The 20,641-nt window shown below is 66.6% G+C and carries 16 protein-coding genes; 2 read left to right on the forward strand and 14 right to left on the reverse strand.

What is annotated here, in order from left to right; all coding sequences use genetic code 11:
- Nucleotides 1–184 precede the first annotated feature (184 nt).
- Nucleotides 185–1,117: a DHH family phosphoesterase gene (locus ACLB1G_RS19630; RefSeq protein WP_491628926.1), complete on the forward strand. Its 933-nt coding sequence runs from the start codon at nt 185–187 to the stop codon at nt 1,115–1,117.
- Between the two features lie 86 nt (nt 1,118–1,203).
- On the opposite strand, the gene ACLB1G_RS19635 is transcribed toward ACLB1G_RS19630, so the two are convergent.
- Nucleotides 1,204–2,460 (reverse strand): nitronate monooxygenase, encoded by a 1,257-nt coding sequence (locus ACLB1G_RS19635; RefSeq protein WP_491628927.1) that lies wholly within the window; start codon nt 2,458–2,460, stop codon nt 1,204–1,206.
- 135 nt (nt 2,461–2,595) lie between these two features.
- Complete coding sequence (locus ACLB1G_RS19640) at nt 2,596–3,081, reverse strand: YajQ family cyclic di-GMP-binding protein (RefSeq protein ID WP_491628928.1); 486 nt, start codon at nt 3,079–3,081, stop codon at nt 2,596–2,598.
- 155 nt (nt 3,082–3,236) lie between these two features.
- Here ACLB1G_RS19640 and murB point away from each other — a divergent pair, with 155 nt between their 5' ends.
- Nucleotides 3,237–4,253 (forward strand): UDP-N-acetylmuramate dehydrogenase, encoded by a 1,017-nt coding sequence (murB, locus tag ACLB1G_RS19645; RefSeq protein ID WP_491628929.1) that lies wholly within the window; start codon nt 3,237–3,239, stop codon nt 4,251–4,253.
- A 48-nt stretch (nt 4,254–4,301) separates the two neighbouring features.
- Here the strand turns inward: murB and ppnP are convergent, their stop codons facing one another.
- From ppnP to ACLB1G_RS19705, 12 genes are all read right to left on the reverse strand, one after another.
- A complete protein-coding gene (ppnP, locus tag ACLB1G_RS19650; protein ID WP_491628930.1) occupies nt 4,302–4,616 on the reverse strand; it encodes a pyrimidine/purine nucleoside phosphorylase in 315 nt (104 codons plus the stop codon).
- A gap of 10 nt (nt 4,617–4,626) precedes the next feature.
- A complete protein-coding gene (locus tag ACLB1G_RS19655; RefSeq protein WP_491628931.1) occupies nt 4,627–5,670 on the reverse strand; it encodes a diguanylate cyclase domain-containing protein in 1,044 nt (347 codons plus the stop codon).
- A gap of 41 nt (nt 5,671–5,711) precedes the next feature.
- Nucleotides 5,712–6,752 (reverse strand): chemotaxis-specific protein-glutamate methyltransferase CheB, encoded by a 1,041-nt coding sequence (gene cheB, locus ACLB1G_RS19660; RefSeq protein WP_491628932.1) that lies wholly within the window; start codon nt 6,750–6,752, stop codon nt 5,712–5,714.
- Nucleotides 6,749–9,067 carry a hybrid sensor histidine kinase/response regulator gene (locus ACLB1G_RS19665; protein ID WP_491628933.1) on the reverse strand — a complete coding sequence of 773 codons (2,319 nt, stop codon included), beginning with the start codon at nt 9,065–9,067 and terminating at the stop codon, nt 6,749–6,751. Before ACLB1G_RS19665 ends, cheB begins: the two co-directional genes overlap by 4 nt.
- Nucleotides 9,064–9,735 carry a chemotaxis protein CheW gene (locus ACLB1G_RS19670; RefSeq protein ID WP_491628934.1) on the reverse strand — a complete coding sequence of 224 codons (672 nt, stop codon included), beginning with the start codon at nt 9,733–9,735 and terminating at the stop codon, nt 9,064–9,066. The genes ACLB1G_RS19665 and ACLB1G_RS19670 overlap by 4 nt, the downstream gene beginning before the upstream one ends.
- The gene (locus ACLB1G_RS19675; RefSeq protein WP_491628935.1) at nt 9,732–11,186 is read right to left on the reverse strand and encodes a CheR family methyltransferase; all 1,455 of its coding nucleotides are present in this window, start codon (nt 11,184–11,186) and stop codon (nt 9,732–9,734) included. Before ACLB1G_RS19675 ends, ACLB1G_RS19670 begins: the two co-directional genes overlap by 4 nt.
- Complete coding sequence (locus tag ACLB1G_RS19680) at nt 11,183–11,653, reverse strand: chemotaxis protein CheW (RefSeq protein ID WP_491628936.1); 471 nt, start codon at nt 11,651–11,653, stop codon at nt 11,183–11,185. Before ACLB1G_RS19680 ends, ACLB1G_RS19675 begins: the two co-directional genes overlap by 4 nt.
- A 3-nt stretch (nt 11,654–11,656) precedes the next feature.
- Complete coding sequence (locus tag ACLB1G_RS19685; protein WP_491628937.1) at nt 11,657–13,471, reverse strand: methyl-accepting chemotaxis protein; 1,815 nt, start codon at nt 13,469–13,471, stop codon at nt 11,657–11,659.
- Between the two features lie 82 nt (nt 13,472–13,553).
- Nucleotides 13,554–15,371 carry a methyl-accepting chemotaxis protein gene (locus tag ACLB1G_RS19690; RefSeq protein ID WP_491628938.1) on the reverse strand — a complete coding sequence of 606 codons (1,818 nt, stop codon included), beginning with the start codon at nt 15,369–15,371 and terminating at the stop codon, nt 13,554–13,556.
- A 142-nt stretch (nt 15,372–15,513) separates the two neighbouring features.
- Entirely contained in the window at nt 15,514–16,746 is a 1,233-nt protein-coding gene (locus ACLB1G_RS19695; RefSeq protein WP_491628939.1) for an argininosuccinate synthase, read from the reverse strand.
- A gap of 26 nt (nt 16,747–16,772) precedes the next feature.
- Nucleotides 16,773–17,699 (reverse strand): ornithine carbamoyltransferase, encoded by a 927-nt coding sequence (gene argF, locus ACLB1G_RS19700; RefSeq protein ID WP_491628940.1) that lies wholly within the window; start codon nt 17,697–17,699, stop codon nt 16,773–16,775.
- A 96-nt stretch (nt 17,700–17,795) separates the two neighbouring features.
- Nucleotides 17,796–20,624 (reverse strand): ATP-binding protein, encoded by a 2,829-nt coding sequence (locus ACLB1G_RS19705; protein WP_491628941.1) that lies wholly within the window; start codon nt 20,622–20,624, stop codon nt 17,796–17,798.
- Nucleotides 20,625–20,641 lie beyond the last annotated feature (17 nt).

Consider the following 20,641-nt stretch of genomic DNA (forward strand, 5'->3'; position numbering starts at 1 on the left):
GAACAGGACCGTGAAACGACTCTGCGCCGATGATAGTGCTGCAACCAGTGTGAAAGTAGGTTATCGTCAGGCTAGTTATTAGAGAAAACCCCAATCAGCCTGAACGCGCTCAAGATCGCGCTCAGTGCATATTGGGGTTTTTTTGCGTTATCATGGACCGCTCCACAACCCCAAGGGCGTATTCATGGCTGAGCAAAAATTCCGTCTGGTAACGCGTAGCGATTTCGACGGTCTGGTGTGCGCGGTGCTGCTCAAGCACCTGGACCTGATCGAGGACATCCTGTTCGTCCATCCCAAGGACATGCAGGACGGTAAAATCGCTATCAGCGACCGCGACATCACCACCAATCTTCCCTATGTGCCCGGCGTGCATCTGGCTTTCGACCACCACCTGTCCGAAACCATACGCAACACCGGCGAACGTCCCAACCATGTGATCGATCCCGATGCCCCATCGGCCGCGCGCGTGGTGTACGACTACTATGGCGGCCTGGACGCCTTCCCGGCATCCTGGAACGACATGATGGCGGCCGTCGACAAGGGCGACGCGGCGCGCTTCAACGAACAGGAAGTACTCAACCCCGAAGGCTGGGACTTGCTGAACTTCCTGATGGACGCCCGCACCGGCCTGGGGCGCTTCCGCGACTTCCGCATCTCCAACTACAACCTGATGATGGACTTGATCGACTATTGCAAGACCAATACCATAGCTCAAATCATGGAACTGCCCGATGTGAAGGAACGCAAGGACCTGTACTTCGAGCACGCGGAAAAATGCAAGGAGCAGATCCGCCGCTGCGCCACCGTGCACAAGAACCTGGTGGTGCTGGACCTGCGTAAGGAAGACGTGATCTACGCCGGCAACCGCTTCATCATCTACGCCCTGTTCCCAGAGACGAATATCTCCATCCACGTGCTGTGGGGAGTGAAAAACCAGAACACGGTGTTCGCCACCGGAAAATCCATCCTCAATCGCACATCGAAAACCAATATCGGCGCCCTGATGCTGGAATACGGCGGCGGCGGACACGAGAACGCCGGCACCTGCCAGGTCGACAACGAGTTGGCAGAGGAAGTACTGGCAGCCTTGATAGGCCGCATCACCTCGGAGGGCTGATAAAAAAGGCCCGGTGCGTACCGGGCCTTGGTGGGCTTTTCAACATGACCATGGCGTCGTTGCAGCGCCCGCTTGGTCCATCCTGATTAGAATTCTTTTTCAGGCAGGGCTATCTGATTGTCCACGCTGAACTGGTAGTCCTTGAACACATGTTCGGCCGTCAGCAGCTGGTACTCTCCATCGGGCTTGCGGTGGGAAGTGTCCTTGAGCTTGTAGGTATAGTGGCCGCAGGTCCAGCAATTGAAGTTGCGCATGTGGGTGCACAAGCAGGTCTTGTCCATCACCGACACGGTTTTCAGCTCGGGATGGGCCGCCACTTCGCGGTTGTACGAGTTGATGTAGGCGCAGTTGCCGGTCGCATCCAGCAGGTAGCCGTAGGACTCGCAGCCGGGGCGGGTGCCTGCGCCGATGGCGGGCGTGTTCTTCAGCATGCGCATCGGATAGCCGGTGGGCGACACGCCGTTGACGATGATGTCCTTTTCCGAGGCCTTGAAGTATTCCTGCTTGACCTTGTCCGGCAGGCCACACTCCTTGGTGACGGTGAAGCGGGTCGCCACTTGCACGCCAGCAGCGCCCGCCTCCAGGAAGTTGACCGCGTCGCTGCCCGTGAAGATGCCGCCGGCCGCAATCAGCGGAATGTCCAGCTGCTCTTCCTTCAGGTAGGCCAGCAGTTCCTTGGTGATAGTCATCAGGTCATACTCGGCCCAGTCCTCCAGGCCGAAGCCCAGGTGGCCGCCGGCCAGCGGGCCTTCGACGATGATGTAGTCGGGCAAGCGGTTCAGCTTGGCGTTCTTGCGCAGGAAGATCTGCAGCGCGCGCACGGAGGATACGATGATGCCCAGCTTGGCCTCGCGGAAGCGCGGATGGTCAGCCATCAAGGCGAACGAGCCGAAGTGCAGGCCGGCCGACAGGGTGATGCCGTCGATGCCGGCGTCCAGCGCCGCGTTCAAGCGGGTGCGCAGGGTCTCGCGCGGGCCGTTCATGGTCAGCTTTTCCATGCAGTTCACGAAGATCAGGCCCGGCCCCTTCTTCTGCTCCATGGTGCGGCCTATGTGCAGGCGCTGGGCTTCGGCCAGGCGCTCCAGGTCGAACTGCACCACGGACTTGTCCGAGTTGTTGATGTTGTACTTGTAGAGCCGGGTCTTATCCTTGACGAAGGTGGTGTCGAAGCGGCGGTCCGACACGTCTTCCACCATGGCGTCCGAGATATGGCCGATGCCCCCCAGGCGGGCCGCTTCCAGCGCCAGTTCCGAGGTCGAGATATCGACCCCCATTCCGCCTATCATGATGGGCACGTATTCGTTGTTGCCAAATCGCAGACGGAAATCATCAACACGTTTCATTGCTATCCTTAGACTACCGGGGTTGATCGCTGGGCGGAGCGCCCAGGCAAGGGTTGCGGTCGCGTGGCAGTGCCTGGAGCGGGCTGGCCAGCCGATTGTACTCCAGGTCTGCTACAGCATCGTGACGGGCGGACCTCAGTCGCGGAAGTTGTTGAATTCCAGCGGCATGTCGGGCACGTCCTTGCGCAGCAGGGCCATGGCGGCCTGCAGGTCGTCGCGCTTGGCGCCGCTCACGCGCACGGCCTCGCCCTGTATGCTGGCCTGCACCTTCATCTTGCTATCCTTGATGACGCGAACGATCTTCTTGGCGGCGTCGGACTCGATGCCGTTCTTGATCTTGACCGGCTGCTTGAGCTTGTCGCCACCGATCTTCTTGATGTCGCCATCTTCCAGGAAGCGCACGTCGACCTTGCGCTTGGCCAGCTTGTTGGTGAGCACATCGCGTACCTGCTGCAACTGGAATTCGGAATCGGCGTAGATGGTCAGTTCATTGTCCTTCTGCTCGACGCGCGCATCGCTGCCCTTGAAGTCGAAACGGGTGGAGATTTCCTTGTTGGATTGCTCGACAGCGTTTTTCACTTCGATCATATCGGCTTCGGAGACTACATCAAACGACGGCATGGCTATTCCTTTTTCGTGTGGCCTGCAGCGCAAGTTGCTATGGCTGCATCATAAAGACTGACATTTTAACGGACAACGGCCCGTTCGCCCCCATTAAGCGTCTGGTTTTTTACTCGATACCCTCTATAATCGACCAAATTTATCAGTTATTTCCCATGTCCGACGCCATCCTGCACCAGTTCCCGCTCCAGACCCTGAACACCTTCGGCATCGCGGCCCGGGCCCGGGCCTACCTGCGGGTGGAGACGCTGGCACAGCTGCGTGCGGCGCTGGCCGATCCGGCCTTGGCGGCCCTGCCGCGTCTGGTGCTGGGCGGCGGCAGCAACGTGCTGCTGACCGGCGACTATGAGGGCCTGGTGCTGCACATCGCGCTGGCCGGCCGCGAACTGCTGGCCAGCGACGCGACCCACCACTACGTGCGCGCCGCCGCCGGCGAACACTGGGACGGTTTCGTGCAATGGACCCTGGCGCAAGACCGGCCCGGACTGGAAAACCTGTCCCTGATCCCGGGCACGGTGGGCGCCGCGCCCATCCAGAATATCGGCGCCTACGGACTGGAAATCAAGGACGTGTTCCACAGCCTGACGGCGCTGGACCCGTCCACCGGCGAGCTGCTCGCCATGGACCGCGCCGCCTGCCGCTTCGGCTACCGCGACAGCGTGTTCAAGCAGCAAGCCGAGCGCGGCCTGATCATCGTCGACGTCACCTTCGCGCTGCCGCGCGCCTGGCAGCCCAACCTGCGCTACGCCGAGCTGGCCGACGCGCTGGCCGGGCAGCCGGCCCCCAGCCCGCGTGCCATCGCCGACGCCGTGACCGCCATCCGCCGCCGCAAGTTGCCGGACCCGGCCGTGATTGGCAACGCCGGCAGCTTCTTCAAGAATCCGGTGGTCACGCAGGCGCAATGCGCGGCCCTGCTGGAACGCTATCCCGATCTGGTGCACCACCGCCAGCCTGACGGCACGGAAAAGCTGGCGGCCGGATGGTTGATCGACCAGTGTGGCTGGAAGGGGCGCAGCCTGGGGCCGGCCGGCGTGTATGAAAAGCAGGCGCTGGTCCTGGTGAACCGCGGCGGGGCAAGTGGGGCAGATGTGGTGAAGCTGGCGCGGGCGATACAGGCCGATGTGCAGGCCCGCTATGGGGTGGAACTGGAAGCGGAGCCGGTGTTTGTCTGACCCGGCCCCGGGGCGTCAATGCGGGATTAACGCGATATCAGGCGGGGATCAGCCGAAGTGGCAGACGTAGTCCAGCGTTTCCACGGTCTCGATGTCGAAGTGGGTGTTGGCGCCGACCTTGAATTCCTGGCCCGCGCCGTAAGTGTTCCATTCGGTGGCGCCGGCCAGGCGCACCTTGCACACGCCGCCCACGATTTCCATGGTTTCCGGGGCGCCGGTGTTGAAGGTCAGGCTGGACGGGAAGATCACGCCCACGGTTTTCTTGCTGCCGTCGGCCAGGATCACGCTGTGCGAGACGCACTTGCCGTCAAAATAGATATTCGATTTCTTCACCACGCTGACGTGGTCGATCTGTGCACTCATGTTGTCTTTCTCAAGGGGATGCGGAATCGCCCGGCAGGTCGGCCGCGCTGAGGATGCGGTTGCGGCCGGCGCGCTTGGCGGCGTACAAAGCCTGGTCTGCTTGTTCCAGCAGGCGTTCGACGCTGGAAGCGGGCGAGGGCACCACGGTCGCCACGCCTATCGACATGGTAACCACGTTGCCGCTCGGCGCCTGCGGATTGTCTATGCCCAGCTGTTCCAGGTGGCGGCGGCATGACTCGGCCACGATCAGTGCGCCGGCCAGGTCGGTTTCAGGCAGGATGATGGCAAATTCCTCGCCGCCGTAGCGCGCGGCCAGGTCGGCCGGGCGCTTCAAGTGTTCGGTCAGTACGGCGGCCACCTTTTTCAGGCACAAATCGCCCGCCAGGTGGCCGTAGCTGTCGTTATAGGATTTGAAATAGTCCACGTCGCACAGCATCAGCGACAGCGGGGCGCGCTCGCGCTGCGCGCGCTGCCACTCCAGCTGCAGGGTTTCGTCATAGCGGCGGCGGTTGGCAATACCGGTGAGGGCGTCCAGCGCGGCCAGCTTTTGCAGCTCGATATTGGCCACGGCCAGGTTCTTCTGGCTCTCGCGCAGGAAGCGGAAGGCCTGGTCGCGCTGCAGCCGGCTGATGTGGGCGCCCGAGTGGTAGCGCACGCGCGCCAGCAGTTCCAGCTTGTCCGGCAGCTTGACCATGTAGTCGTTGGCGCCGGTGGCGAAGCTGTGCGCCTTGAGCTTGGGGTCTTCCTTGGCCGACAGCACGATCACCGGCACGCTGCGCAGGCTTTCCTCGTCGCGGTATAGCTTGATCAGGCCAAAGCCGTCTATGCTGGGCATGACCAGATCCTGCAGGATCACGGTGGGTTGCAGCTGCTGGGCCGTGGTGACGGCCATGGCGGCGTCTGTCACGTAGTGGAATTCGATGTCGGCCTGGTCGCTCAGCATGCGGCGCACCGCCTCCACGATGATCAGCTGGTCGTCCACCAGCAGCACCCGCACCTTGAAGGCGGTCAGCGTGGTTTCCTGGTCTGGCGGCAGTGCATTTACATCGGACATCGGTATTCTCTTGGTTGTAAGGCCAGGTGCGGCCGGCTAGGCTAGGTGCGCCCGCCCAGCGTGGTGCGTAGCACGGGGCCGATTTTGCTCAATGGTAACACCATCTGGGCGGCATCGAGCTCAGCCGCAGCACGCGGCATGCCGTACACGGCGCTGCTGGCCTGGTCCTGGGCGATGGTGGTGTGGCCGGCGCGGCGCATGGCCAGCAGGCCTTCCGCACCATCACGCCCCATGCCGGTCAGCAGTACGCCGATGGCTTCGCCCCGCCAGTGCTGGGCCACGCAGTGGAAAAACACATCCACCGAGGGCCGGTAGGCATAATCCTTGGGTGAAACATCGTAACCCAAGCGATAATTTTGATCCAGCGTTAAGTGGTCGTTACTCTTGGCAATCAGCACCGCGCCGCCCTGCAATTCGTCGCCGTCGTCGATGGCGCGCACCGGCATGGCCAGCTGTTCTCCCAGCCAGCGCGCGAAATTGTCGGCGAAGTGCTGATCGATGTGCTGCACCACCACGATGGCGCAGCTGGGCGGCGGGGTCCATCCGGCCAGCAGCTTGGAAATGGCTACCGGGCCGCCGGTGGAGGCGCCTATGGCCAGCAGCGAGCGTACCGCCACCTCGGCGGCCGGCTGGGCGGCGCCGTTGCCTTGGGCGCCGGCATTTTTCGGCGCCATGGCCTGGTTGCCGCCGCTGTGGCGTATCAGCTTGTCCATGGTGCGTATCTTGGCCAGCAGCTCGGCATCGCCGCCCGGCTGGCCCTGCAGCACCGGGGTCGCGGTCACGTCCAGCGCGCCGGCGCCCAGGGCGCGGAATACCTGGTTGACATTGTCCTGCGGCCGGCCGGTCACCACCAGGATGGCGCACGGGCTTTGCTCCATGATCTGGCGGGTGGCCTCGACCCCATCGAGTTCGGGCATGTTGAGGTCCATCAGGATCAGGTCGGGCCGGTGCTCGGCGCACATGCGCACGGCTTCCAGCCCGGTGCGGGCTATCCACAGCACCTGGTGCTCGGCGGTGCTGGCCACCACGCGCCGCAGCGCCTCGGCTGCCATGGCGACATCGTTGGCGATGGCGATTTTCATCTGCGGGCGTCTCCTATCAGGTCGGCCACGGCGTCCAGCAGGGTCTCGTCGTGGAAACTGCCTTTGGTCAAATAATAGTCCGCACCGGCCGACAGGCCGCGGGCGCGGTCCTCGGGGCGGTCTTTATAGGAGACTATCATGACCGGCAGTTTGTGCAGGTGAATATCTTTCTTGATGAGGCTGACCAGCTCGATGCCGTCCAGGCGCGGCATGTCGACGTCGGTGATGACCAGGTCGTAATCGCCGCTGCGCACCACGTTCCAGCCATCCATGCCGTCGATGGCGATGTCGACCTGGAAGCCTCGTCCCTGCAGCAGCTTGCGCTCCATCTCGCGCACGGTGAGCGAATCGTCCACCACCAGGATGCGCTTCATCTTGCGGCGCTCGGCCAGGTCGGCCTGGGCCAGCTGCTGCAGGCCGCCCTCGTGCAGCAGCTTGTCGATCGACAGCAGCAGGTCGGGCACGTCCAGGATCAGCACCGGCTCACCATCGTCCAGCAGGGCGGCGGCCAGGATGTCGCGCATCTTGCCGAACACCGGGTCGATGGCCTGCACCGCCAGGCTTTGTTCGCCGCGGATGGCGTCCACCACCAGCGCGTAGCGGCGCGCGCCATTGCCGATCACCAGCACCGGCAGCTCGGCGGCGCGCGATTCGCGCTGGCCCAGCTCCAGCACCTGGGCCGCGGAAACCAACCCCAGGTGCTCGCCGCCATGCTCGAAGAACTGCTTGTTTTCCAGCGTGTGGATGGCCTCGCGCGCCACCTCCAGCACCCGCTCGACCTTGACGATGGGCAGGGCGTAGGCCTCGCCCTGGATCTCGCACACCAGGCAGCGCATGATGGACTGGGTCAGCGGCAGGGTGATCGACGTATGGAAGCCGCGCCCGAACTCCGACTCCAGCCTGACGCTGCCGTTCAGGGCGCGGATGGTGTCCTGCACGATGTCCAGGCCGACCCCGCGCCCGGAGATGTCGGTGATGCCATCCTTCAGGCTGAAGGAGGGCAGGAACAGGAATTCCAGCAGCTCGGCCTGCGACATGGCGGCCGCCATGGCCTCGCTGGTCATCTTGCGCTCGACCACGCGGCGGCGGATCTTGTCCAGGTCCACGCCACGACCGTCGTCGTGGATCTCGATGCTCAGCATGCCGGCCCGGTGGCGCGCCTCCAGCACCACGGTGCCGCCGGCCGGTTTGCCGGCCGCCAGCCGCTCGGCGGCCGTTTCCATGCCGTGGTCGACGGCGTTGCGCAGCATGTGGTTGAGCGGGCTTTCCATGCGCGCCAGGATGTCGCGGTCGACCAGGGTGTCCTCGCCCAGGATCTGCAGCTGCACATCCTTGCCCAGGCTGCGGGCCAGGTCGCGCACCATGCGCGGGAAGGCTTGCACGCCGTCGCGGAACGGCCGCATGCGCAGCGCCAGCACCTCGTCCACCATGTTCTGCGACCCGCTCAGCACGCGCCGTTCATAGCCTTCCATGCCGGCGATGTGCTCCAGCACGAACTGCTTGAGCGGATGGGTCTTTTGCAGCGCCAGCAGGGATTTTTCCTTGAGCGCGTTGTCGCTGCCGTTGGAGATCGCTTCATGCAGCTCCTCCACCAGGGCGAACAGGGCGCCCTGGCTGCGCTTGAAGCGCTGCAGGTCCTGGATCACGGCATGCAGCTGGTGGGCATGGATGCGCGCTTCGCTGGCCAGCGCCAGCAGGCGGTCGAAGTTCTGTGCACCCTTGGCCGGCGCGGCGCGCACCGCCGGTGGCGCCGGCGGCGGTGGCGGCGGCTCGGGCGCGGCCAGCGGCAGTTCGCCGGGCGGGAATACGGACGGTAATACGGGCGCAGCCGGCTGCGGCGCCGGAGCGGGGGGCGGTGGCGGGGCCAGCCCGGCCTCGGCCTGCAGGTCGACCGGTTCGGGCAGGAAGGCGATGGTGGCGATGGATTCCATGGCGGCGCGCACCTGGCCGGCGTGGGCGGCCTGCCAGGCAGCCGCGCCGGCGTCGTCCAGGCGCGACATCTGCAGGATCAGGTCGACCCCGGCCAGCAGCACGTCGACCCGGTTGGGCGTGAGCTTCAGCTTGCCGTGCTGGGCCGCGATGAAGGCGTCCTCCATGCCGTGCGCCAGCTGCACCACGGTGTCCAGGCCGACGATGGCGGCCGCGCCCTTGATCGAGTGGGCGGCCCGCATCATGGCTTCCACCGCCCTGGCGTCGCCCTGGTGGCGCTCCATGGCCAGCAGGCCCTCGGTCAGGACCTGGGTCTGGCTGTCGGCCTCCATGCGGAACAGGTCGCGCATGGAGAATTGGCTCAAGTCGCCGTTCTGCTGGCTCATCGTAGGATTCTCTCCAGTTGGTAGCCGACCAGCGCTGCGTCCAGCAGGCCGATGCGCATGTCGCCGTCGCTGATCACGCCGGTCAGGAAGCGTGACAAGCCCTTGTTCATGGTGGCGGCCGGCGCCTTCACCTCGCTGGCGGCGTAGCGCACGATGCCGTGCAGGTCCTGCACCGGCAGGGCGTAGGCCTGCCCTTCCCACTGCATCAGCAGCAGGCGCGGGAAAATGTGGCGGCCGTTGGCCGCCACCGCATCGCCGGCCTCGATGTCCAGTAGCGCCGCCAGCGACATGCAGGGGTACAGGGTGCCGCCCACGTTGACGATGCCGGCCAGGCCGCGCGCATTGCGGTGCGGCAGGCGATGTGGCCTGGCCTCGGGCGCCACCGAGACGAAGATGCTAGTCGGTAGCGACAGCCATTCGCGCCCCACCCGGAACACCAGCCCCGAATGGGGGCGCAGCTCGCCGGCGCCGGCCGGTGCGCGGAAGTGGGCCGCCCAGTCCTTGCGGTAGCTCTCGTCGACGGGCCGCTGCATGAAGGTTTGCGCGGCCGCCGCGTACACTTCGCAGTTGCGGCAGTGGATGACGCGCTGCAGTTGTTCGCAGCTCTGGTCGCCCATCACGCCGATACGGTTCCAGCAGTCGATGGCGGTGTGGTCGGGGTGGCTCATGATGTGCGGATTCCGTTAGCCTGGCGGCGTTGATAGATGCGGGCCGCGCGCGCCTTGAGGGTGGCGGCGCTGGCGCTGTCGCCGCCGGCTTCGGCCAGCAGCGCCAGGTGGCACAAGGCGTCATAGTGGTCCGGCTGCAGGTAGATGCAGCGCCGCAGGTGCTCGCCGGACTCGGCGCTCTTGCCGCCCAGTTCGCTTACCAGGCCGAGGATGAAATAGGCCTCGGCCGTATCCGGCGCCTGCTCCAGCTGGGCGCGGCACAGGGCCTCGGCCTCGCTGAGCCGTCCGCTGTCGGCCAGGCGGCGCGCCTCGGCGATGCGGTCCTGGCCGGCGGCGCCGCCGGGTGGCGGGATAACGGCGCTGGACGGGGCTGCGGCGGATGGCGCCGGACCGCGCGCCAGCTGCACGCGGGCGGCGCCCGGCGCCGGCGGCGCCACGGACGAGGCGTAGGTGGGGGCGGCCGGGCCACGAACGGCCGACGTTGCGCCCGGCCCGGCCATACGCGCCCCGGTCATACGCGGCCCGGATTGGCGCGGGGTGAACGATCCTGGCTCAGCCAGGCCCGGCCCGCCTACGTGCGGCGCGGCGGCTGCAGGGCTGATGGACGGCGAGGCCAAGCCCTGGCGGCGCACGCGCGGCGCCGCCAGGGAAGGCAGCGCGCGCACCTCCGTCGCCTGGCCGGCCGCGTCGTCCTTCCGCAGCCCGAAGGCCTGGGCATACGGCAGCGGCGAGAAGCCGTTCTGGCAGAACGCGTGCACTTCCGCGTACCCGGAGAACAGCACGCCGTCGTCGGCCAGCAGGATGCGCAGCCTGGCGATGGCGGCGGCGGTGGTCGGCTTGTCGAAGTAGATCAGCAGGTTGCGGCAAAAGATCACGTCGTAGCTACCTTCGCGCCCCGCTGTGTCCAGCTCCAGCAGGTTGGCCCGCTGGAAGCGCACCTGCTGGCGGATGGCGTCCTTGATGCGGTAATCGCCGCCGCCGGCAGGCTCGAAGTAGTGCTCGCGGAAGCGCAGGTCGCGGCTGCGGAAGGCGTTGCGGCCGTAGACCCCGGCCTGCGCCCGCGCCAGGCAGCCGGGGCTGATGTCATAGGCATCCACCACGAAGGATGCGGGTGCGAAGCCGGCGTCGTCCAGGGCCATGGCGATGGTGTACGGTTCCTCGCCGCCGGCGCAGGGCACGGACAGGATGCGTGCCGGACGCAGGCCGCCGCCGCGGGCGCGCAGGATGTCGGCCATGGCGGTGAAAGCCAGCGGATCGCGGAAGAACCAGGATTCCGGCACCACCACCAGTTCCACCAGGGCCGTCATCTCATCCGGCGTCATGCGCGCCAGGTAGGCGTCCTGGCTGGGGGCCCCGGTACGCTCCATGCGGCTCCGGACGGCCCGCTCGGCGGCCTGGCGCGACAGGTTCAAGCCGGTGGCCGCACGCAGCAGCTGCTGGGCGGCGCTCATCCCGCGTCTCCCTCCAGAGGTGGCGGCGCCTGGAACAGCAGGGCGCGCAGCCCGGCTGGCAGCAACTGCTCCAGCCCGACCAGCTGCACCATGCCAGCGTCGTCGCTGGCCACCGGGCCCAGGAAGGGCGCGGCCAGAACGCCGGCATCGGCCAGCTTGTCGTCGCGTACTTCGCGTACCCCGGCCACCCGCTCGGCCAGCAGGCCGAGGGGATGGGAACGGCCGTCCGGCGCGCGGTAGGCTACCAACACGATGCGGGTGTCGAAGTGCGGCGCGCTGGGCGGCAGGCCGGACAGGCGCGCCAGGTCGATCACCGGCACCGGGGCGCCGTGCAGGTCCATCAGCCCGGCCACCTCGGGGGGCGCCAGCGGCAGCTGCTTCAATTCCACCAGCGGCAGCACGCGCAGCACGTCATGCAGTCGCAAGCCGTAGCGGTCCTGGCCGATGTGGAAAATCAACTGCTTCATGCCCTACACCGCCACCGCGAAGCTGGCCACGCTGGCTTGCAGGTCGCCGGCCGCGTACTGCAACTGGTGCACCGCCTCGCTGGTGGCCTTGAGCGAGTCCACGGTCTGCTGGGTGGCGTCGTTCAGCTGCATCATGGTGGCCGTGATCTGCTCGGCGCCCACGGCCTGCGACTGCATGCCCTGCAGCACGGCGTCGAACTGCGGCGCCAGCTTCTGCACCTGGTCCATGACGCCGCTCAGCTGGTCGGTGACCTGGCGCACCTCGGTCACGCTGCGCCGTATCTCCTCGGAGAACTTGTCCATGCCCATCACGCTGGCCGACACCGCCGACTGCATTTCCTTGAGCATCTGCTCGATGTCCCAGGTCGAGACCGAGGTCTGGTCGGCCAGGCGGCGGATCTCGGTGGCCACCACCGAGAAGCCGCGCCCGGCCTCGCCTGCCTTCTCGGCCTCGATGGCGGCATTCAGCGACAGGATGTTGGTCTGGTCGGCCACCTTGGTGATGGTGGTCAGCACGCTGTTGATATTGCTGGCTTTTTCCGACAGCGCGGCCAGCTTGGCGTTGATGGCGTCGGTGGCCGACACCATGCGCTGCATGGTGTCGTCCATGCGGTGCAGGTTGGCCTGGGCGTCGGCCGTGGCGCTGGTGGTGTAGTCGGCCACCGACGTGGCATCTTCCATGGTTTTCAGCAGTTGCTGGGTGTTGGCCGAGATTTCCTTGGTGGTGCTGAGGATTTCCACGCTGGTCTGGGCCGTCTCCACCCCGGTGGCCTCCTGCTGCTTGGCGGAGGCGGCGATCTCGGTGGCCGAGGTGGTGACCTGGATGCCGGCCTTCTGCACGTTGTTGATCAGGGTGCGCAGGTTGCCGAACATGGTGCCCAGGCCGGCCGCCAGGCGGCCGATGGCGTCCTCGCCGGACACGGTGATCTTGCCGGTCAGGTCGCCTGAGGCGGCCTGGCTGACCACGCCCAGCAGCGAGTCGACCTTGGACTTGAGCAGGTTGCTGGCGGCCAGCTCGCGCTCCTGGCTGTCCTGGATCGCTTGCGCCATGCGGTTGAATTCCCGGGTGACCTGGCCCAGCTCGTCGCCGGACAGTACCGCCACCCGCGTACCTTGTTCGCCGGCCGCCAGGCGGCTCACGCCCTCGGTCAGGCTGGTCAACGGCGCCATCAGCGCGCGCCCCAGCAGGTAGGACACGCCCAGCGACAGCGCCACGCACAGGCCGCCGCCCACGGTCAGCACCAGGGTCATGTTGCGGTGCAGGTCGGAGGACAGGCTGGCGCGCTGCAGCTGCAGCCGGTTTTCCTCGTCGCTGGCCTCCTGCAGGGTCTTGTACACGGCCTTGATGGCCGGACTGCCGGCGGTGAACTGCGGGGTGCGGCCGATGGTGTCGGCGGCGCCGGGCTGGTTGCCCAGCTGCTCGCGGTAGGCCATCTGCTTTTCGATGACTTCGCTGGTCCAGCTGGCGATCAGGGCGCCCAGCTTTTGCAGGCGCTCCACCTGGGCCGGATTGTCGCGGGTCAGGTCCTGCAGCTGCTTGACCGAGGTCGGAAGGTCCTTGAGCTCGTCCAGGGCGCGCGCCTTGCGGTCCTCGGTGCCGGTCAGGTAATAGCCGCGCGCCTCGGTCTGCACCTGCAGCAGGTCGTTGCGCAGCGCATCGATGGCCAGCTGCACTTCCATGGTGTGCTTGTCCAGCGCATTGGCCTCCGACAGGCGCGAAAAATTATTCGACGCCACCGCCAGCAGGATCAGGATCAGGATGGCGATCGCGCCCGAGCCCAGGTACAGCTTCTTCTTGATGCTCAAATCTTTCAACATGATTTCTCCAGGTTGCCGTCAAGCATGACGGCGCAGGCTGCATTGTGGCACGCGGCGCGCCACAAGCGAAGTCCCGCAAGCGTCAGGCGGCGTTGACGGCGAAGGTGGCCACGCTCGATTGCAGGCCGCCGGCCGCATACTGCAGCTGCATCACCGCCTCGCTGGTGGACTTGAGCGATTCCACGGTCTGCTGGTTGGTGTCGTTCAGCTGCATCATGGTGGAGGTGATCTGCTCGGCGCCCACGGCCTGCGACTGCATGCCCTGCAGGACGGCCTCGAACTGCGGCGCCAGTTTCTGTACCTGCTCCATCACGGCGGACAGCTGCGCCGTCACTTCGCGCACCTCGCTCACGCTGCGCCGTATCTCCTCGGAGAACTTGTCCATGCCCATCACGCTGGCCGATACCGCCGACTGCATTTCCTTGAGCATCTGCTCGATGTCCCAGGTCGAGACCGAGGTCTGGTCGGCCAGGCGCCGGATCTCTGTGGCCACCACCGAGAAGCCGCGTCCGGCCTCGCCTGCCTTCTCGGCCTCGATGGCGGCGTTCAGCGACAGGATGTTGGTCTGGTCGGCCACCTTGGTGATGGTGGTCAGCACGCTGTTGATGTTGCTGGCCTTGTCCGACAGGGCGGCCAGCTTGGCGTTGATGGTGTCGGTGGCCGCCACCATGGCTTGCATGGTGTCGTCCATGCGGTGCAGGTTGGCCTGGGCGTCGGCGGTGGCGCGGGTGGTGTAGTCGGCCACGCTGGTGGCTTCTTCCATGGATTTGAGCAGCTGCTGGGTGTTGGCCGAGATTTCCTTGGTGGTGCTGAGGATTTCCACGCTGGTCTGGGCCGTTTCCACCCCGGTGGCCTCCTGCTGCTTGGCCGAGGCGGCGATTTCGGTGGCCGAGGTGGTGACCTGGATGCCGGCCTTCTGCACGTTGTTGATCAGGGTGCGCAGGTTGTCCAGCATGGCGCGCAGGCCCAGCGCCAGCTGGCCGATGGCGTCCTCGCCGCTGACGGTGACCTTGCCGGTCAGGTCGCCGGAGGCGGCCTTGCTGACCACGCCCAGCAGCGCGTCGACCTTGGCGCGCAGCTGTTCGGTCAGGGCTCTTTCCTTTTGCGCGCTGTCCTGGATGGTCTGGGCCATGGTGTTGAAGGCGCCCGCCATGCGCCCCAGTTCATCGTCGGAACGGACGGTGGCGCGCGCCCCCGCATCGCCGCCGGTAATGCGGGCGGCAACGGCGGCCAGGTTGCGGATGGGCGTCAGCAGCGCGGCCGACATGGTGTAGCCGATCACGCTGGCGGCCAGCACCGCCAGGCAGCCGCCCACGATCAGCATCAAATTCATTGCCTGCTGCAGCTCGGTGCTGGTCTTGCTGCGCACTGCCAGCAGGCGCTGTTCCTCGGCCGAGATCTGATCCAGCAGGACGCGGATCTGGCCCATGGTGCGCGAGCTGTTGAGGATGTCGGCCGGGGTGGCGGCCTGCTGGGGCGAGCCGGGCTGCCGGTTGAGCGCGCGCCGCTTGGCCAGCTCCGGATGGATCACATTGGCCAGCCATTGCCGTATCAGGGGATCGAGACGCTGCAGGCGTTCCTGCTGGCCGGGATTGTCCCGGGTCAGGCTGCGCAGGTGCTCCAGGTAGGCGAAGGCGGCCTGCTCCTCCTCGGCGATGGGCTTGGTCAGGGTTTCGTCGCCGGTGAACACGAACCCGCGCGTCGAGCTTTGCACCTGCAGCAGCGAGGTTTCTATCTTGTTCGTTTCGAGTAGCACTTCCAGCGTGTGGCGGTCCCACCCGTTGGCGTCCGAGAGCTTGCTGAAGTTGGTGTAGGCCAGCACCAGGAGGATGAGCAGGATGGCCACGATGGCGCCGAGGCCACCCGCCAGTTTCGTCTTGATACCCAGGTCTTTGAGCATGTTCTCCCCGCGGATGACGTGTACTGAACGCAATGTATCATTTTGCGCCAGCGGAGGGGAGGACGACACGGAACGGGCCGCTCTGGAGCGGCCCGTGATGCGCCCGGCGCGGGCCGGACGTTGTATTTACGACGCGCCGGCCTTATTGGCCGCGCTTGAGGCGGGCGTTGGCGGCGATGCGCATGCGCAGCGCGTTCAGCTTGATGAAGCCGCCGGCGTCGGCCTGGTTGTAGGCGCCGCCGTCTTCGTCGAAGGTGGCGATGTTCATGTCGAACAGCGAATCGGTCTTGGAGTCGCGCGACACCACGATCACATTGCCCTTGTACAGCTTGACGCGCACCCAGCCGTTCACGGTCTGCTGGGTATGGTCGATCAGGGTTTGCAGCGCAACGCGTTCCGGCGCCCACCAGTAGCCGTTGTAGATCAGCGAGGCGTAGCGCGGCATCAGGTCATCCTTCAGGTGCGCCACTTCGCGGTCCAGGGTGATCGATTCGATGGCGCGGTGGCCCTTGAGCATGATGGTGCCGCCCGGGGTTTCGTAGCAGCCGCGCGACTTCATGCCGACGTAGCGGTTCTCCACCAGGTCCAGGCGGCCGATGCCGTGCTTGCCGCCCAGGCGGTTCAGTTCCGTCAGCACGGCGGCCGGCGACAGGCGCACGCCGTTGATGGCCACGATGTCGCCCTTTTCGTATTCCAGGTCCACGTACTCGGCCTGGTCGGGCGCTTTCTCGGGGCTGACGGTCCAGCGCCACATCGATTCCTCGGCTTCGGCGCTGGGGTTTTCCAGGTGGCGGCCTTCGAAGGAGATGTGCAGCAGGTTGGCGTCCATCGAGTACGGCGCGCCGCCGTTCTTGTGTTTCATGTCGATGGCGATGCCGGCGTCTTCCGCGTACTTCAGCAGTTTTTCGCGCGACAGCAGGTCCCACTCGCGCCACGGGGCGATCACTTTCACACCCGGTTTCAGCGCGTAGGCGCCCAGTTCGAAGCGCACCTGGTCGTTGCCCTTGCCGGTGGCGCCGTGCGAGATGGCGTCGGCGCCGGTCTCGTTGGCGATCTCGATCAGGCGCTTGGCGATCAGCGGACGGGCGATCGAGGTGCCCAGCAGGTATTCACCCTCGTACACGGTATTGGCGCGGAACATGGGGAACACGAAGTCGCGCACGAATTCTTCGCGCACGTCGTCGATGTAGATGTTTTCCGGCTTGATGCCGAACTTGAGCGCCTTGGCACGTGCCGGTTCCAGTTCCTCGCCCTGGCCCAGGTCGGCCGTGAAAGTGACGATTTCGCACTGGTAGTTATCCTGCAGCCATTTCAGGATCACGGAGGTGTCCAGGCCGCCAGAGTAGGCGAGGACTACTTTTTTGATGTCGCTCATGCTAGTTCCAATGTGTGTTGAGGTGTTTATTCTTTATCGAGGCGGCCGAGCAGCAGGTACTCGATCAGCGCCTTCTGCACGTGCAGGCGGTTCTCGGCCTCGTCCCAGACCACCGACTGCGGGCCATCGATGACCTCGGCCGAGACTTCCTCGCCGCGGTGGGCCGGCAGGCAGTGCATGAACAGGGCGTCGGGTGCGGCGCGCGCCATCTTGGCGCTGTCCACGATCCAGCCGTCGAAGGCTTTCAGGCGCGCCGCGTTTTCTTCTTCGTAGCCCATGCTGGTCCAGACGTCGGTGTTGACCAGGTGCGCGCCGGCGCAGGCGTCGGACGGGTTGGCGAAGAAGGTGTAGCGGTCGGTCGAGACCAGCGACATGTCCATGTCGTAGCCCTTGGGGGTGGACACGTTCAGATGGAAGCCGAACACCTCGGCCGCCTGCAGCCAGGAGTACAGCATGTTGTTGGCGTCGCCCACCCAGGCCACGGTCTTGCCGGTGATGGGACCGCGGTGCTCGTAGTAGGTGAAGATGTCGGCCAGCACCTGGCAGGGATGGTGCTCGTTGGTCAGGCCGTTGATCACCGGCACCCGCGAATAGGCGGCGAAGCGCTCGATGATCTCCTGGCCGAAGGTGCGCACCATGATGATGTCGCACATGCGGCTCATGACCTGACCGGCGTCCTCGATCGGTTCGCCGCGTCCCAGCTGCGAGTCGCGCGTGTTCAGGTAGATGGCGGCGCCGCCCAGCTGGTGCATGCCGGCCTCGAAGGAGAGGCGGGTACGGGTGGAGTTTTTCTCGAACACCATGACCAGGGTGCGGTCCACCAGCGGGTGGTAGATCTCGTAATTCTTGAATTTTCGCTTGATCAGGTGCGCGCGCTCAATTACGTACTCGTATTCGTCCAGCGTGAAGTCGGAAAACTGCAAATAGTGTTTGATCGGTTTTTGGGTAGACATAATTGCAACTGATGAAAGCGCAGGGCTGAGCCGATCAATTATAAATGGAATTCGGCTTGACAGGCCAATAACGGCAGATTCTGCCGCCTGGGCGCTTCAGTGATAGATCTGGCTGGCCGGGACCTCGTGGCGCGGCGCCGACAGCGGCAGCTCCAGGGTGAAGCGGGTGCCCTGCGGGCCGCTGTCGACGCTGATCTGCCCGCCCAGCAGGGCAGTCACGATGTTGTAGCTGATCGACAGTCCCAGTCCGCTGCCGCCCTGGCCCAGCTTGGTGGTGAAGAAGGGATCGAAGATGCGCGACAGGTGTTCGGGCGCGATGCCGCGGCCGTTGTCGGTGAACACTACGCGGATGCGCTCCGGTCCGGCCGGCTCCGCCGTCAGCCGCATGCGGCCGGCGCTATCGCGGTCGAAGGCGTGCAGCAGGGCGTTGTTGATGAAGTTGGCCAGCACCTGGCCGAAGGGGCCGGGGTAGCCGTCCAGCAGCAGGCTGTCGGGCAGTTCGGCATCGATCTGGTGGCCGCCGGCGCGCACCCGGTTCATCATGGTGGCGATCACTTCGTGCGCCACCTGGCGCAGGTTGTACACGCGGCGCTGCTCGGTGGTGCGGTCCATGGCAACCTGCTTGAAGCTGTTGACCAGTTCGGCTGCGCTGTGCAGGCCGCGCATCACCAGCCCCGAGGCGGTGGCGGCGTCCTCCACATAGGCTGCCAGCTCCGAGCGGCGCAGGCCGGGGCCGTTCAGGCGCGCCTGCAGGGCCTCGGTCTTTTCCAGCAGGGTGCTGGCGATCAGCAGGCTGTTGCCGATCGGGGTGTTCAGTTCGTGCGCCACGCCCGCCATCAGCGCGCCCAGTGCGGCCAGCTTTTCCTGCGCCACCAGCTGGGTTTGGGCATCCTTGAGCTGGCGGTAGGCGTCGGCGTTGTCGAGCGCAATGGCGCCGTAGGCGCACAGGGTGCGGAAGATCAGCCGTTCGCGCTCGCCATAGGCCTGCAGGCGCATGGATTGCACCGTCATCACGCCCAGCGCGCGCTCGCCGGCCAGCAGCGGCACGAACAGGGCGCTCATGCTGGGCAGCGATTGCGGCGTGATGGGGCGCACCGTGTCGCCGGGCGCATGTTCGACCACGATCTCGCGCCGCTGGCTCAGGCAGCGCGCCGCATGCGCGTGCGGATGGTCGAGTGCGATGGTGTTGGCCGCCAGCGGCTTGCCGTCCTCCACGCCGAAGGCGCGCACCAGCGGGCCGCCCCGGTTGTCGCACAGGTAGATGGCAAAGGTGTCGGCCGGCAGCAGCGCATGCACATGGCGGTCCAGCGTGCCGAACACGGCGGCGGCGTCCAGGTGCGCGGTGATTTCCTGGCCGATGGCCGACAGGTGCTGCAAGGTGTCGCTGGTCTGCTGCAGCACGGCGGCGCGGCGCGCCTCGGCGGCCGCCAGTTCGCGGTGGTGCTGGCCCTCGGCGCGCGCCCGTTCGCTGCGATGGTGCACTTGCATGGCGACGGCGCGGCTGGTGGCTTCCTGGCTGTGGGTGGCGGCCCGGGCGGCGGCCGCGCGGCGGGCGGTGGCGTAGGCCAGCGCATGGTCGCCCAGGCGCGCATATTCCTGGGCCAGGGCGTCGAACAGCTCGGGCGGCGCCGTGTAGTCCTTGATGGTGGCGGCCACCGCCAGCGCCTGCTGCAGGTAGTGCAGGGTGGCGCTGTGGGCCGTCATGGCGGGCGGCGGCGGCAGCGGGTGGCGGTCGTGCACCAGGGCCAGCACCCGCAGGGCGGCGACGTGGAGCACGGCGCTGGCCTGGGCGGCCAGGTGCGCCGCCAGGGTGGCGGCCTGCAGCGCCTGGTGCGGCCGGTCCAGCAGGCACAGGGCGTGGGCCCGGCCGCGCTGGGCCACGGCCTGCAGGTCGGACTGGCGCAGGGCGTCGGCGCGCTCCTGCAGGCGCAGGAAGGCGTCCAGCGCGCGCTGGTGAAGGCCGCGGTCGAGCGACAGGTCGCCCAGGCAGTACAGCGCCATGGCGTAGGCGCGCCCGCCCGGCAGCGGCGCCAGGATGGCCAGCGCTTCCTGCAGCAATTCCTCGGCGGCGTCGTGGCGGCCCAGGCGGCGCTGGGCGTCGGCGGTCTGGGTCAGGCTCACGCCGAGCGTTGGCGGCCAGCCGGCGCGGCGCGCCAGCAGCAGGGCCGACTGCATCCATTCCAGTGCGGCGTCGTGCGCGTTGAGCATGGCGAAGCTTTCGCCCATGTTGGTGGCGACGGTGACGGCGGCGCGCAGCTGTCCGGTCTCCAGCGCCGCCTCGTGCGCCGCCAGGTAGTGGCCGGCGGCGCTGCTGATGTCGCCGCCCAGGGAGGCGGCCAGGGCCAGGAAGTCGTTGATCCACACCGTCACGCCGGGATGCCGCCCGGCGCCGGTGCCGAACCGGTTGCCCCACTGCGCGCTGGCCGTCGCCGGATCGCGCAGCACGGCGAAACGCGCCTGCACCGCCTCGGCAATGGTGGCGCGCTGTCCGTCGCCGCCCTCGCGGGCGATGGCGGCCATGGCGCGCAGTTCTCGGTCGCAGCCTTCGTGGTCGCCGCGGTCGATGGCGATCCAGGCCAGCAGCCAGTGGGCGTCGGCGCAGCCGCTATGAACACCCTGGCCGCACAGGACGTCGAACGCGTCGGTGGCCAGCTGTGCGGCGCGTTCCAGCTGGCCGGCCAGCCAGGCCGCCGTGGCGTGCACCAGCTGCAGGCGCGCCGCCATGCGCAGCCGGCGTTCGTCGCTGAAGCCGGCGGCCGTCAGCAGCTGTCCGGCTTCGTCGGCCAGCCGGCAGGCGCGCGCCGTGTCGCGCTGGCGCAGATGCCAGGCCAAAGGCAGGAGCACCGACAGCCGGGCCGGTCCGCGCAGCGGCGCCAGCGCCGCTTCCCATTGTGCTACTTCGGAGTTGACTGCAAATAATTCCATCCTGGTTTCCGGTTCAA

The sequence above is a fragment of the Duganella kummerowiae genome (genome assembly GCF_053572355.1).